Annotated in this window: 2 protein-coding genes; both read right to left on the reverse strand. The window is 76.2% G+C overall.

Going from position 1 to position 15525, the window contains the following annotated elements; translation table 11 throughout:
* Nucleotides 1–3384, reverse strand: a complete 3384-nt coding sequence (locus ACQP12_RS09485) for an amino acid adenylation domain-containing protein (protein WP_433286713.1) — start codon at nucleotides 3382–3384, stop codon at nucleotides 1–3.
* Complete coding sequence (locus ACQP12_RS09490; RefSeq protein WP_433286715.1) at nucleotides 3381–15113, reverse strand: amino acid adenylation domain-containing protein; 11733 nt, start codon at nucleotides 15111–15113, stop codon at nucleotides 3381–3383. The genes ACQP12_RS09485 and ACQP12_RS09490 overlap by 4 nt, the downstream gene beginning before the upstream one ends.
* Nucleotides 15114–15525: the final 412 nt, after the last annotated feature.

The following is a 15525-nucleotide window of genomic DNA, read 5'->3' on the forward strand; positions in this document are numbered from 1 at the left end:
TCACTCTCCAGCGGTGTCGGCGCAGTCGGCGAGACTGCGCCGGGGGTCGGCGGCGGCGGTACGCAGCACCGCGCCGAACCGGCGGTGCCACGCGACCACGCCGTCGTGGTCGAACAGGTCGGTGCGGTAGGTCCAGAGCGCCGCCAGCCCGTCCCGCCGCTCGTCGAGCCAGAGGGTCAGGTCGAGCCGGGCGGTGTCCGGGGTGAGTTCCACGCCGGTGAACTCGACGCCGGCCGCGCCGCGGTGCCGGGCCGGCGGGGCGTTCTGCACCCCGAAGGCGACCTGGACGAGGGGGTTGCGCCGTGGCCGGCGGCTGGGCCGCAGCCGCTCCACCAGCAGGTCGAAGGGGACGTCCTGGTGGGCGGCGGCGAACAGGGTGACCCGGCGGGCCTCGGCGAGCAGGTCGGCGAAGCCGCGGTCGGGCGCCGGCCGCAGCCGCAGCGGCAGCGTGTTGACGTGGCAGCCGACGCTCTGCTCGGCGGCGACGCTGGTCCGGCCCGCGAAGGCGACGCCGACGAGCAGGTCGCGCCGGCCGGTGGCGGCGCCCAGCAGGGTGGCGAACGCGGCCAGCCCGACCATGTGCAGGCTGGCCCGGCCGGCCCGGGCCAGCTCACGGGCCGCGTCGGCGGTGGCCGCGTCCAGGGTGGTCCGCAGGGCGGCGCCGGGTGGCGGGCCGTCCTGCGCGTCCAGGGCGGTCCGTGGCGCGGCGCCGGGCGGTCTTCCGTCCTGCGCGTCCAGGGTGGTCCGGGGCGCGGCGCCGGGTCGGCCGGTGGACGGTGGGTTCGGCCGGGTCGGTGCGGCGGCCGGAGCGGTCCACCCTTGCCGGGGTGGGGCGGTGGGGAGGTCGAGCAGGTCGGGGGCCCCGCGCAGCTCCGCGAGCACGTCGGCGACCGCCCGCCGGCCCGCCGGCCCGGCCAGCCAGTCCCGCTGCGCCAGGGCGAACGCCGCCGGGCCGACTGCCGGCCGCTCGGGCGCCGGAAGGGGTTCGCCCTCGGTGTCGTACGCCCGCGCCAGGTCCCGCACGAGCACCCCGAACGACCAGTCGTCGCCGACGATGTGGTGCACGACCAGCAGCAGTGCCAGCGCCCGGCCGGTGCCGTCCGGCACCAGGTGGGCGCGGAACAGCGGGCCGGCGGCCAGGTCCATGGGTGCCCGGGTGGCCTCGGCGGCGAGCCGGCGCAGCCGCGCGTCGGGCGGCGTGCCCGCGTCGGGCGGCGTGGCTGGCTCGGGCGTGGCTGGCTCGGGCGGCGCGATGACCGGGACCACGTCGGCGGGCGGGCGGACCTGCTGCACCGGCCCGTCCGGGCCGGACGGGAAGATCGTGCGCAGCGCCGGGTGCCGGTCGACCACCCGGCGCAGCGCCCGGGCCAGCCGGTCCGGGTCCAGCGGCGTGGCGAACCGGACCGCGAAGGCCAGCAGGTAGGAGGTGTCGGCCGGGTCGAGCCGGTGCAGGAACCAGAGCCGGGCCTGCGCGGCCGAGAGCGGAAGCGGGCGGTCCGGCGCCGGGCCGGTCGGTTCGGCGTCGGGAGCCGGGCCGGCGGCCAGCCCGTCGAGGTGGAAGGCGTCGCGGGCCGGGTCGGCGGCCAGGCCGTCGAGGTGGTCGGCGGCCGGGTCGGCGGTCAGCCCGTCGAGGTGGGCGGCCAGCGCGGCCACGGTCGGGTGGGCGAAGAGGTCACCCGGCCGGACCGGCCGGCCGGTGGCGGCGGCCAGCCGGGTGGCGCAGCGGACCGCGAGCAGCGAGTCGCCGCCCAGGGCGAGGAAGTCGCTGTCGGCGCCGGTGACCGGCACCCCGAGCAGCTCGTGCCAGATCCCGGCCACCGTCCCGGCCGTGCCGTCGAGCGCGGCGGGTGCGCCGGTGTCGTCGCCCAGGGTGGGCGCGGGCAGGGCGGCGCGGTCCACCTTGCCGTTGGGCAGGGTGGGCAGCCGGTCCAGCCAGACGACGGCCGCGGGGACCAGCGGGGCGGGCAGCGCCTCGGCCAGCCGGGCCCGGACGGCGGCGCGCCGCTCACCCACCAGGTAGCCCACCAGCAGCGGGTCCCCGCTCGGACCGGGCCGCACGGCGGCGGTCGCCTCGCGTACGCCTTGCAGGGCGGCGAGGCGGGCCGCCACCTCACCCAGCTCGATCCGGTAGCCGCGCAGCTTGACCTGGTCGTCGAGCCGGCCCAGGTACGCGAGCTGCCCGTCCGGCCGCAACCGGACCCGGTCGCCGGTGCGGTACATCCGCTCGCCGGGCCGGAACGGGTCGGGCCGGAACCGGGCGCGGGTCTCCTCCGGCCGGTCGAGATAGCCCCGGGCCAGGCCCGCTCCGGCCAGGTGCAGCTCTCCCGGCTCGCCGGGCGGGACCGGTTCGCCGGCCGGGTCGAGCACGTAGGCGCGGGTCTGCGGCAGCGGCCGGCCGATCGGCGGATCGCCGCTGTCCGGTGGCACCTCCGCCCAGGTGGAGTAGGTGGTGTCCTCCGACGGGCCGTAGAGGTTGCAGAGCCGGCGGACGTGCGGGCGGGACCAGACCCGGGCGGCCAGCGCGGCGGTCAGCGGCTCGCCGGCCAGGCAGACGGTGCGTACGCTCGCCGGCAGGGCCGACGCCGTGAGCAGTTCGCCCATGGCCGACGGCACGGTGTTGACCAGGGTGACCGGCAGCCGGTCCGCGCCGGGGGCGGCGAGCGCCAGCACGTCGTCGACGAGCAGCACCCGGCCGCCCCAGCAGAGCGGGCCGAAGATCTCGAAGACCGACAGGTCGAAGCAGACCGAGGTGGCGGCGAGCAGACCGCCCAGTTCGGCGTCGTCGAAGGTCTGCCGGACCCAGTTCATGAGCACCGACGCCGAGCGGTGCTCGATGGCCACCCCCTTGGGCCGTCCGGTCGAGCCGGAGGTGTAGATGACGTACGCCAGGTCCGCCGGCGTGGCCGCGACCGCCGGGTCGGTGGCGTCCTCGACCGGGTCGAGCCGGTCGACCGGGACCGCCGTGTCGGGGAACCGGCCGGCGAGGTCGGCGCTGGTCAGCACCAGCCGCACGCCGGAGTCGGCGGTCATGAACGCCACCCGGGCCGGCGGGTACGCCGGGTCCAGCGGCACGTACGCGGCGCCGGCCTTGAGCACGGCGAGCAGGGCGACCACCAGCTCGGGTGTGCGCGGCAGGCAGACGCCCACCCGGTCCTCCCGGGTCACGCCGCGCCGCAGCAGCACCCGGGCCAGCCGGTTCGCCGCCTCGTCCAGCTCCCGGTAGGACAGCGCGCGGTCGCCGTGCCGGACCGCCTCGGCGTCCGGGGTGCGGGCGGCCTGCGCGGCGACCATCCGGTGCAGGCAGTCCACGGTGGTCGGGCCGCCGGTCACGCGCCGGCCGGTGCTCCGGCGGGTCGGGCCGGCGGGTCGGGTGGGGGCGCTCACCGCGGGGACCCCCCGCTGCGGAGCAGCGCCAGCCGCCGGTCGGCCTCCTCCTGGAGCCGGTCCTTGTCGGCGAGGATGATCGTGCCCGGGTCGTTGTCGGGCAGCTCGTCCTCCACGTCGCGGATCGGCCGGTACGCGATGCCCGCGGCGGCCAGGCCGAGCGCGCACAGCCCGGCCACGATCGCCGCGAGGGCCATGCCACGCCCCGGTCCGGTGCCCACGACGCCGGCCAGCGGACCGCCGGGGGTGGCCAGCGGGGCGAAGACGTGCTCGGCGAGCGGGCCGGCGCTGAGGAAGCCGGCCGGCACCATGAGCCAGGACAGCATCTGGCCCATGGACAGCACCCGGCCCTGGAGTTCGAGCCCGACCTTGGCCTGCACGATGGCCAGCCAGTGGGTGTTCACGAGTGCCGTGGCCAGGCCCATGCCGAACAGGCCGAGCGCCGGGAACAGCGGGCTGGGGTGCAGGCCGACGGTGAGCAGCGAGACGCCGAGCAGCACGACGCTGACCAGGATGCCCGTGGTACGCCGGGCCGTGCCGCCCCAGACGCCCATGAGCACCGAGCCGACCACCATGCCCACGCCGCTGGCGGCGAGCACCCGGCCGAGGACCGCCGGGTCGCCGAAGGACAGGGTCAGCGGGGTGACCAGGACCTCGACCATGGCGAAGAAGTAGTTCAGCGACGCGACCAGCACCACCAGGGCGACCAGGCCGTGCCGGCGGACGATGAACCGCCAGCCGCCCAGGACCTCCCGCCGGAACGGCTCCTCCCGCTTGACGAACAGCGTGTCCGGGAAGCGGACCGACAGGGTGACGAGCACCGCCACGGCGAACGTGAGCAGGTCGATGACGACGATCCCGCGCAGCCCGACGGCGATCACCAGCGCGCCGCCGACCAGCGGCGCCAGCACCGTGCTGGTGGCCGTGCCGAGGGAGACGATGCCGTTGGCCCGCCCGTAGTACCGCTTCGGCACCAGCTGCGTGACGGCCGCCAGGTAGGCGGGTTGCTGGAAGGCGGTGGCCACCGCGGTGACCGTGATCGCGGTGAACACGTGCCAGAGCTGGAGCTGACCCCGCCAGAGCAGCAGCGCGAGGCTCACCGTGCCGACCGCCGCCAGGCAGTCCGCCATGATCATGATCCGTCTTCGGTCCCACCGGTCGGCGAGCGCGCCGGCCACGGGGGAGAGGACCACGGCGGGCAGCAGCGCCAGCACGGTGGCCGTGGCGAACAGCGACACCGACCCGGTCCGCTGGTAGACCCAGAGGCTCATGCCGAAACCGGTCAGCCCGCTGCCGATGAGCGAGACGAGCTGCCCGATCGCGATCAGGTAGAACACGGCCAGGCTCGGCATGGCGCGGCGCGGGGCCGCCGGCTGCTCGCGCGGTGGCGTGGGCACGGGAGCGGGCGCCGCCGCCGGCTCCGGGCGGGCGGGCCCGGCGCAGTGCGCCAGGATGATGTCCGCCAGCTCGGCGGGCTGGTGCTTGGCGAAGTAGTGGCCGGCGCCCTCGATGACCTCCAGCGACACCCGGTCGGCGAAGAACTCCCACTCCAGGTACCGCTCCTGGTACAACTCCGTGGCGCGGTCGCCGCTGCCCACGACGCTGACCAGCGGCGCCGACAGCTTCCGGGGCAGACCCTCGGCGTAGACGTCGGTGTAGTAGTCCTCGCCCCTCGCCGAGTCGGCCAGGACCACGCGCATCACGAAGTCCTTCTCGTTGGAGTCGAAGACCTCGGTGAAGAAGCCCATGGCGCGCAACGACTCCAAGGTGCGCCGCTTCGACGTCCAGCGCTCCACCGGGAACCACCGCCGCAGCCAGCCGAACAGCCGGCCGGGCAGCCGCGGGGCGGGGAAGTGGGCGCCGATGACGACGCCGGTCACCTCGACGCCGGCCGCCTCCAGCCGGCGGGCCAGCTCGACCGCCTCGGCGCCCCCCACGCAGTGCCCGTACACGGCCACCGGGCCGGTGATGTTCCCGACCACCTCGGCGACGCAGCCGTCGACCAGCTCGTCCAGGTCGAGCAGGGGTTCGTCCGGGCGGTTCACGTCGTGGCCGGGGCGTTCCAGGGCGTACAGCGAGACGCCCGGCGGGAGCGCGTCGGCGAGCGGCTGGAAGGTGATCGCGCTGCCGCCGCCGAACGGTACGCAGACGAGCGTCAGCGTCGTCGGTGTGCCCGGCCGCGCCGGGGTCAGCTCGTGCAGCAGGCGCCCGACCGAACCTCCGGTCGCCGCCAGGTGCTCGGTCAGGCCCCGGATCGTCGGGTGGCGGAACAGGTCCAGGACGCTGATCGCCGGGTCGCTGCCGGCCAGGGCCTTGATCGCCTTGAAGGAGTCGCCGCCGAGGTCGAAGAAGTCGTCGTCGATGCCGACGCTGTCGTACCCGAGCACCGCCGCCCACCGCTGCGCCAGCGCCTTCCGGAGCGGGGTGTCCGGCGGGGTGGCGCCGGTGGTGGCGCCGCCGCGGCGAGGTGCGGGCAGGGCCGACCGGTCGACCTTGCGGTTGGCGTTGAGCGGCATCAGGTCGAGCACCACGAACGCCGACGGCACCATGTAGTCCGGCAGCCAGGTGCGGGCGAACGCCCGCCACGGCGCCGGGTCGACGTCGAAGTCCGCGGTGACCTCCGCCGGCTCCGGGTCGGCGTCGCCGCCGGGCCCGGCCAGCGTCAGGTAGGCCACGATCGACTTCTCGGCGCCGTCCTCGCGGACCACGACGGCGGTGTCGCGGACCGACTCGTGGCGGCGCAGCACCGCCTCGATCTCGCCCAGTTCGATGCGGAACCCGCGTACCTTGACCTGCGAGTCGCTGCGGCCGACGAACTCGATGCGGCCGTCGGCGAGCCGCCGGCCGAGGTCGCCGGTGCGGTAGAGCCGGCCGCCGCCGTCCGGGTCCGGCACGAACCGCTGCGCGGTCAGCGCCGGGTCGCCGTGGTAGTCGCGGGCCAGCCCCGCGCCGCCCAGGTACAGCTCACCGAGCACGCCCACCGGGGTGGGGGAGAGCCGCGCGTCGAGCACGTGGACCCGCATGTTGCCGATCGGACGGCCGACGGTGAGGTGGGTGAAGCCCGGCTCGATCCGGTCCATGGCGCACCAGACGGCGGCCTCGGTCGGGCCGTAGAGGTTCCACAGCGCGTCCACCCGCTCGGCCAGTTGCCGGGCCAGCGGCGCGGACACCGCCTCGCCGCCGCACACGGCGGTCAGGCCGGGTGTGCCCGTCCAGCCGGACTCGACGAGCAGCCGCCAGGTCGCCGGGGTGCCCTGGGCCAGGGTGACCCGCTCGGTGCGCAGCAGGCCGGCCAGCCGGGTCGCGTCGTAGGCCACGTCGCGGCCCACCAGCAGCATCCGGGCGCCGACCACCAGGGGCAGGAACAGCTCCGGCACCGACATGTCGAAGGCGAAACTCGCCATCGCCAGCATCGTGCCGTCGGCCGCCAGGCCCGGCCGTTCGCGCATGGTGGCCAGGGTGTTCACGATGGCGCCGTGGCTCACCCGGACTCCCTTGGGGCGGCCCGTCGAGCCGGACGTGTAGATGACGTACGCGAGGTCGTCCGGCCCGGCCGACGGCGCGGGGTCGGTGTCCGGCTCGGCGTCCAGCGCCGCGCCGCCGCACACCACCTCGCCCGCGAAGCCGGCGAACCGGTCGGCCAGGCCCGCCTCGGTGACCAGCACCCGCGCGTCGCTGTGCGCCAGCACGTAGCGCTGCCGCTCGGCCGGGTAGTCGGGGTCCACCGGGACGTACGCGCCGCCGGCCTTGAGCACGCCGAGCAGGGTGACCGGCAGCTCGGCCGAGCGGTGCAGGCAGACGGCCACCGTGACGTCCGGGCCGACGCCGGCCCGGCGGAGCCGGTGCGCGAGCCGGTTGGCCCGGGCGTTCAGCTCGGCGTAGGAGAGTGTCGTCGCCCCGAAGGTGACGGCGGGCCGGTCGGGCCCCGTGGCGACCTGGTGGCCGATCAGCTCGACCAGGGTCGGCCGGCCCGGCACGGCCCAGCCCGGCTCGGTGGCGGTGTCGTTCCACGTGGCTTCCCGCTCCCGCTCGGCGGGGGTGAGCACGGCCAGGTCCGCCAGCCGGACGTCGGGGTCGGCGACGGCCGCGGCGAGCAGCGTCTCCAGGTGCCCCATGATCCGCTCGGCGGTCGCGGCGTCGAACAGCGCGGTGTTGTACTCCAGCCGGAACCGCAGCCCCTCGTCCACCTCGTACGCGTACAGCGCCAGGTCCTGCTGGGCGATGCCCGGCTCGACGGCGAACGGGACCATCCGGAGGCCGGCCCTGCCCAGGTCCCGCTGCTCGGGCACGTTGAGCAGGTTGAACATCACCTGGAACAGCGGGTTCCGGCTGAGGTCGCGGGGCGCGTCGACGAGGTCCACGAGCCGCTCGAACGGCACCTCCTGGTGGTCGTACGCGCCCAGCGCCGTGCGCCGCACCTCGCCGAGCAGCTCCGCGAAGGTCCACTCGCCGTCGAGCACGGTGCGCAGCGGCAGCATGTTGACGAAGAAGCCGACCATCGGTTCGAGTTCGGCGCGGACCCGCCCGGCGACCGGCGTGCCGACGCAGATGTCGCGCTGGCCGGTGTAGCGCCAGAGCAGGGCCTTCAGCGCGGCCAGCACCGTCATGGCCAGGGTGGCGCCCCGGGCCTGGCTGAACCGGCGCAGCTCGTCGGCGGTCTCCGGCGGCAGGACCCGGGTGCTGACCGCGCCGTCGAAGGTCTGCACAGGCGGGCGGGGCCGGTCGGTGGGCACCTCCAGCACGCTCGTCACCCCGTCGAGCTGCCGGCGCCACCAGCGCAGGTCGTCGCTGTCCGGGTCGGCCAGCCGGCCGCGCTGCCAGCGCGCGTAGTCGCCGTACTGGACGGCCAGGTCGGGCAGCGGCGCGGGGCGGCCCTCGCGGGCGGCGTCGTATCCGGTGGCGAGTTCGCCGGCGATGAGGCCGAGCGACCACCCGTCGGAGACGTTGTGGTGCATGGTCAGCGAGAGCACGTGCCGGTCGGCGGCGATCCGGAGCAGCACGGCCCGGAACAGCGGCCCGCCGGCCAGGTCGAACGGGCGCCGGACGTCGGCGGCGAGGGCCGCGTGCACCCACCCGGGCACCGCGTCGGCGATCGCCGACTCCACGATGCTGCGCGGCGCGGCGTCGTCCGCGTCGTCCGGCGCGGTCACCACCGGCAGGTCGACCGGCCCGGCCGGTCGCACCTCCTGGACCGGGTCGCCGTCGGGGCCGAGCGGGAAGACGGTACGCAGCGACTCGTGCCGCCGGACCAGGTCGGCCAGCGCCCGGCGCAGCGCGTCGACGTCGAGGTCGCCGTCCAGCAGCAGCGCCGTGCTGACCGTGTACGCGTTCTGCGCGTACGCCTGGTCGAGGAACCAGAGCCGGTGCTGCCCGGAGGAGAGCGGCGCCGGGCCGGCGTCGGGGTCGGCACGGGGGATGGTCGGCTCGGCCGGCGCGGCGGGGGCCGGCTCGACCACGGCGGGCGCGGCCGGTGCGTCGACGGTGGCCGGCAGCGCCGCCGCGAGCCCGGCGACGGTCGGCTGCGCGAAGACCGTCTCCAGCGGCAGCGCGACGCCGAGCCGGGCGCGCAGGCGCACCACGACCTGGGTGGCGAGCAGCGAGTGCCCGCCCAGCTCGAAGAAGTTGTCGTGCGCCCCGATCGGCCGGATGCCGAGCAGCTCGGCCCAGATCTCCGCCACGCGTTCCTGCGCCGGGGTGCTCGGGGCGACGTAGGCGGTGCTCAGGGCCGGCCGGTTCCCGGTGTCGGCGGGCTCGGGCGCGGCCGGCGCCTCCGGTGCGGTGGGCGCGGGGAGGGCCGCCGCGCCGGCCCGTGGCACGGCGTCCACCCAGTACCGCTGCCGGTCGAACGGGTAGCCCGGCAGGGCCAGCCGGCGACGCCCGCCGCCGTGGAACCGGGCCCAGTCGACCGGTGCGCCGGCCAGCCACAGCCGGCCGACGGCGTCGAGCAGCGTGGCGAGGTCGTCGGCGTCGGAGCGCGGATGCCGCATCGCCGCCACGGCCTGGCCCGGTCGCAGGCCGGCCAGCCGGGCCAGGCCGCCGAGGGCGTGCCCGGGGCCCAGCTCGGCGAGGACCACGTCCTGCTCGGCGAGGAGCGCGGCCGACTCGGCGAAGCGCACCGGCTCGCGCATGTGCCGCACCCAGTACGCCGGGTCGGTGACCTGCCCGGGCGTGACCGGACCGCCGGTCAGGTTGCTCAGGTAGGGACGCTCGGGCTCGCGGTAGGTGACCCGGCCGGCGTGCTCGGCGAACTCGTCGAGCACCGGGTCGAGCAGGGCGGAGTGGTAGCCGCGGGCGACCCGCAGTGGCCGGCAGTCGACCCCGTCGCCGGTCAGCCGCTCGCGCAACGCCCCGATCGCCTCGGAGTCGCCGGAGAGCACGCACAGCTCCGGTGCGTTGACGGCGGCCAGCGACACCCGGTCGTCCAGCAGCGCGGCCACGGCCGCCTCGGGCAGGCTCACGGCGAGCATCGCCCCGGCCGGTGTCCGCTCGACCAGCGCGCCGCGGGCGCAGACCAGACGCAGGGCGTCGGGCAGGGAGAAGACGCCGGCCAGGCAGGCGGCGACGTACTCGCCGAGGCTGTGTCCCACCATGAGATCCGGCGTCACGCCCCGGGCGAGCAGCGACCGGGCGAGCGCGTACTCGCTGACGAAGAGCGCGGGCTGGACCAGCCGGGGCCGGGCGAGCAGCCGCTCGGCCTCCGCGTGACCGTCCGGCGCCGGGCAGAGCAGCGTACGCAGGTCCAGCCCCAGGTCGTCGCGGATCAGCTCGGCGCACTCGTCCACCACGGCCCGGTAGGTCGGCTCGGCGCGGTGGAGGCCCGCGCCCATCGCCACGTGCTGGGCGCCGTGCCCCGGGAAGGCGAACACCAGCGGTCGCCGGCCGCCGGGGTGGACGCCGCCGAACTGGCGCTGCGGCGCGTCGAGGGCGGCCAGCGCGTCGGCCCGGTCCGCCGCGACGAGGAACCGCCGGTGGGGCATGGACTGGCGCCGGCCCAGGTTGGCCGCGACGTCGGCGAGGTCCACCTCGGGCCGCCCGTCGAGCCAGTCGCGGAGCTGGCGCGCCTGCCGCTCCAGCGATTGCGGCGTACGGGCCGACACGACCAGCAGGTGCGGCCCCGCGGCCGGTGCGGCCGTCCGCGGGGCCGGTGTGGCCGGCGGCTCCTCCAGCACCACGTGGGCGTTGGTGCCGCCCATGCCGAACGAGCTGACCCCGGCCCGGCGCGGTCCGTCGACGGTCCACGGGCGGGCGCTGTCGTCGAGGTAGAACGGGCTGCCCGCGAAGTCGATCGCCGGGTTGGGCTCGCGCACGTTGATCGCCGGCGGCAGCGTACGGCTCCACAGGGCCATGACCGTCTTGATGAGACCGGCCACCCCGGCCGCGGCGTCGGTGTGCCCGATGTTGGCCTTGACCGAGCCGAGGGCGCAGAAGCCGCGGTCGTCGGTGCCACGGCGGAACGCCTCGGTCAGCGCGGCCACCTCGATGGGGTCGCCGAGGCTGGTGCCCGTCCCGTGCGCCTCCACGTAGCTCACCGAGCGGGGGTCCACACCGGCCGTGGCCAGCGCGTTGCTGACCACCTCGACCTGACCCGCGACGCCCGGCGCCGTGTAGCCGGTGCGGCGTGCCCCGTCGTTGTTGACGGCGGAACCGCGGATGACCGCGTAGACGGTGTCGCCGTCGGCGACCGCGTCCTCCAGCCGCTTCAGCGCGACGATCCCGACCCCGCTGGACTCGATGCTGCCGCGCGCGTCCGCGCTGAACGGGCGGCAGTGCCCGTCGGGCGAGTAGATCCCGCCGTCGTGGTAGAGGTAGCCCCGGCGCTGCGCCGGGAAGATGCTGACGCCGCCGGCCAGGACCAGGTCGGACTCGCCGGTCAGCAGGCTCTGCCGGCCGAGGTGCACGGCCACCAGCGAGGTCGAGCAGGCCGTGGCGACGGTGACCGCGGGGCCGGTGAGGTCGAGCTTGTAGGCGACCCGGCTGAGCAGGAAGTCCTTGTCGTTGCTGATGGAGAGCTGGTGCTCGCCGATGGTGCCGGCCAGCTCCGGGTGGCCGCTCAGGTGGTCGAGCAGGTAGCTGCTGCGGCCCGATCCGGCGAAGAGGCCGATCCGGCCGGGGTGACCGGACGGGTCGTGGCCGGCGTGCTCCAGCGCGTGCCAGGCGCACTCCAGCAGCAGCCGGTGCTGCGGGTCCAGGGTCTGCGCCTCCCGGGGCGTGATCCCGAAGAACGCGGCGTCGAACTCGTCGATGCCCGGCAGCCAGGTCCCGGCCCGGACGTACGCCGGGTCGGCCAGCCGGTCGGGGTCCGCCCCGTCGGCGAGCATCTCCTCGACGCTGAACTCCCGGACCGACTCCACCCCGGCGCGGATGTTGTGCCAGTACTCGTCGAGGGTCCGGGCGCCGGGGAAGCGGCAGGCCATGCCGACGACGGCGATCAGGCCGGTCGGCTGCCCGGTGTCCCCGGCCCCGCCGGCGCGGGGCCGGGCGATCGGGGCCGGCGCGACGGCCGGCGCGGTCGCCCCGGTGGTGGCGGTGGTGAGGAACGTGGCCAGGGCGTCGACCGTGGGGTGCCGGAACAGGTCGGTGACGGTCACGACATCGCCGAGCGAGTCGCGCAGCCGTCCGAGGACCGCCAGCAACCGCATCGAGTGGCCGCCGAGGTCGAAGAAGTTGTCCCGCACGCCGACCGCGTCGACGCCGAGCACGTCGCGCCACACGTCGACGACGAGCCGCTCCAGGCGTACCCGGGTCGCGTCCCACCGGACCGGGCCGGGCGCGGGCGCCGGCGGTTCGGGGGCGGCGGCCTCGGGTGCGGACCGTGGCCGGGGCACGTCCGCCGCGCGGCCGGGCGTGGGCAGCGCGGCGGTGTCCACCTTGCCGTTGCCGGTCAGCGGCAGCGCGTCGAGCCGCACGAACGCGGCGGGCACCAGGTAGGACGGCAGGTCGGCGGCGAGCGCCGCCCGGAGGTCCGCGACGTCGGTCTCCGCCGCGCCCGCGAGGTACGCGACGAGCCGCGGGTCGTCGGGGTCGTCCCGGCGCAGCTGCACCGTCACGTCGAGCTCCGGCCGGCAGCGGCGGACGGCGGCCTCGACCTCGCCGCACTCCACCCGGTAGCCGCGCAGCTTGACCTGGCGGTCGGTGCGGCCGAGGTATTCGAGGTGCCCGTCGGGGCGCAGTCGGACGAGGTCGCCGGTGCGGTAGAGCCGCGCGCCGGGGACGGCCGAGAACGGGTCCGGGACGAACCGCTCGGCCGTCAACCCCGGCTGGTTCAGGTAGCCGCGCGCCACGCCGGCCCCGCCGACGTACAGCTCGCCGACCACGCCCGCCGGGACCGGGTTGCGCCACGCGTCGAGCACGTACAACCGGGTGTTGGCGATCGGTCGGCCGACGGGGACGGAGCCGTCGTCCGGCGAGCTCGGGTCGACCTCGTACGCGGCGCAGCCGACCACGGTCTCCGTCGGCCCGTACTCGTTGACCAGCGCGGTGCCGGGCGCGTGGGCCCGCCAGGGCGCCACCTGGTCGGCGCGCAGGTTCTCGCCGCCGATCACGAAGCACCGGGTACGGCCGGCCAGCTCGGCGGGGCCGAGCTGGTGGCGGACCAGGTCGAGCTGCGCCGGGGTGATCTTGACGAGCCCGAACGGCGTCCGCTGCTCGCGCAGCGCCTCACCCAGCGCCTCGGGGCCGAGGTGCTCGCCGATCATGCGCACGGTGGCGCCGCTGACCAGCGGGACCAGCAGGCTCGTCACGGTCAGGTCGAACCCGATCGACGAGTGCAGCGGGACGACGTCGCCGGGCCGCAGCCGGTAGGCCTGCGCCGCCCAGCGCACGTAGTTGCACACGCCGCGGTGGGTGACCATGACGCCCTTGGGCCGGCCGGTGGAGCCGGAGGTGTGGATCACGTACGCCAGGTCGTCCGCCGACGGCTGCCGGGGGCGGCGGGCCCGCCGGCGCGGGCCGCCACCCCGGGCCGGCTCGGCGGCCGGGACCGGCGCGTCCGGGCCCGGCACCAGCAGCGCCGCGCCGTCGGGCACCAGGTGCGCCAGCTCCGCGCAGGTGAGCACGACCGGGGCGGCGGCGTCCGCGATCAGGTGCCGCAGCCGGGCCGGCGGGTTGGCCGGATCCATGGGTACGTAGGCCGCGCCGGTCCGCAGCACGGCGAGGACCGCCACCGCGAACGGGACCGCGCGGGGCAGGAGCACCCCCACCAGGCTGCCGATGCCGACGCCCCGCCCGCGCAGCGTGTCCGCCAGCGCCTCGGCCCGGGCGTGCAGCTCCTGGTAGCTCAGCGCGGCGTCGCCGTCGGTCACCGCCACGGCGGCCGGCGTCTCCCGCGCCTGCCGCTCGATCAGCAGGTGGACCAGGTCGTCCGGCTCGGCGGGGGTGGCCGTGCGGTTCCACTCGCCGACGAGCTGCCGGTGCTCGTCCGGGGTGAGCATCGTGGCCGCGCCGACCGGCGCGGCCGGGTCGGCCAGGAGCGACCGCAGCAGCGTCTGGAAGTGCCCGGCGAGGCGGGTCATCGCGTCGCCGTCGAACAGTTCGGTGCGGTACTCCAGCGCCGTGCGCAGGCCGTCGGCGTTCTCCCGGACCGAGACGGTGAGGTCGAACTTGGCGGTGTCGACGGGCACCTCGACCGTGGTGACCTCGAGGTCGTCCAGGCGCGGGGGCGCCGCCTCCCGGCCGTAGACGAACATCACCTGGAACAGCGGGGTGAAACCGGGCCGGCGGGGCGGACGCAGCGCCTCCAGCACCGTCGGAAAGGGCAGCTCCTCCCGGCTCAGGCCCTCCAGGGCGGCGGTCCGCACCCGCCCGAGCAGCGTCTCGAACGACGGGTCGTCGTCCAGCCGGGCCCGGACGGCCACGGTGTTCAGCAGCAGCCCGACGAGCCGCTGCGTCTCGGGCCGCCGCCGGTTGGCCACCGGCGTGCCCACGACGATGTCGCGCTGCCCCGTCCAGCGGGCCAGCAGCACGTGCGACGCGGCCAGCAGGACCATGTACGGGGAGACCCGCATCCGCCGGCAGAGCGCCGTGAGCGCCTCGGCGGGGACGTCCAGCGGCACCGACAGGGTGGCCCCCGCGCTGGACGGCACGACGGGGCGCGGCCCACGGGTGGGCAGCTCCAGCACGGCCGGCGCGCCCGCGAGCCGCTCGCGCCAGTGGCCGAGCTGGGCGGCCGCCTCCGGGCCGTCCAGCCAGTCCCGTTGCCGGGCCGCGTGGTCGCGGTAGTCGGTGTCGACCGGGTCGAGGTGCGGTGGCCGCCCCGCGCGGTGCGCGGCGTAGAGCCGTTCCCACTCGTCGTGGAGGATGCCGAGCGACCACTCGTCGACCGCGACGTGGTGGAACGTCAGCAGGAGGACGTGCTCCTCCGGCGCGCAGCGCAGCAGGAGGGCGCGCACCACAAGGCCGCGTTCCAGGTCCATCGGGGCGTGCGCCTCGGCGTGCATCCGGGCCTGCAGCTCCTGGTCGCGTTGCCAGGTGGGCAGCCCGCTGAGGTCGTGCACCCGCAGGAGGCCGGGGCGCGGCTCGTGGATCACCTGCGCCAGGCGTCGCGCCGCGTCGTCGTCGCCGGGCGCACCGTCCGCGGCCGGGACGAGGGTGGTGCGCAGGGCGGCGTGCCGGGCGACCAGATCGTCGAGTGTGGCCGACAGGGCCGGCACGTCCAGCGGACCGTGCAGCCGGTACGCCAGCGGCACCAGGTAGGTGGTCGTCCCTGGGTCGAGGCGGCTCAGCTGCCACATCTGGTGTTGCGCGGCGGAGGCCGGAGCAGGGGCCGTGTCGGGCGGAAAATTGCCGGCGTCGACCCTTGTGATCAGTGTTTTCATAAGACAGGTGCAGATCCCTCGATAGGAATTTCCTGTCCCTATCATCGACAGCAGTGATCTTTGGCGGGATCCCCGGATCGGGCGGCCGTCGATGCGTTCGGCCGACGGCATCGCACGTTCGTCTATTTTTCCGGCGGCGGTAACCTTTGCGACTGCGGCGGCCCGCCGACCCCGTCCCCGCGACGGCGCGACGCCACCCTCCAGCAGCGGATTTGCCCTCTCCGGGCGGGCCCGGACGGCGGTGCCGCCGGCCCGGTCGCGGCTCGCGGGCGCCACTGTTGACAATCCGACTCCGGGCCGTGCGTGTCCCGTCGGAGCATTTTGGTCG

The sequence above is a fragment of the Micromonospora sp. CA-244673 genome (genome assembly GCF_050948395.1).
Classification (GTDB): Bacteria; Actinomycetota; Actinomycetes; order Mycobacteriales; family Micromonosporaceae; genus Micromonospora.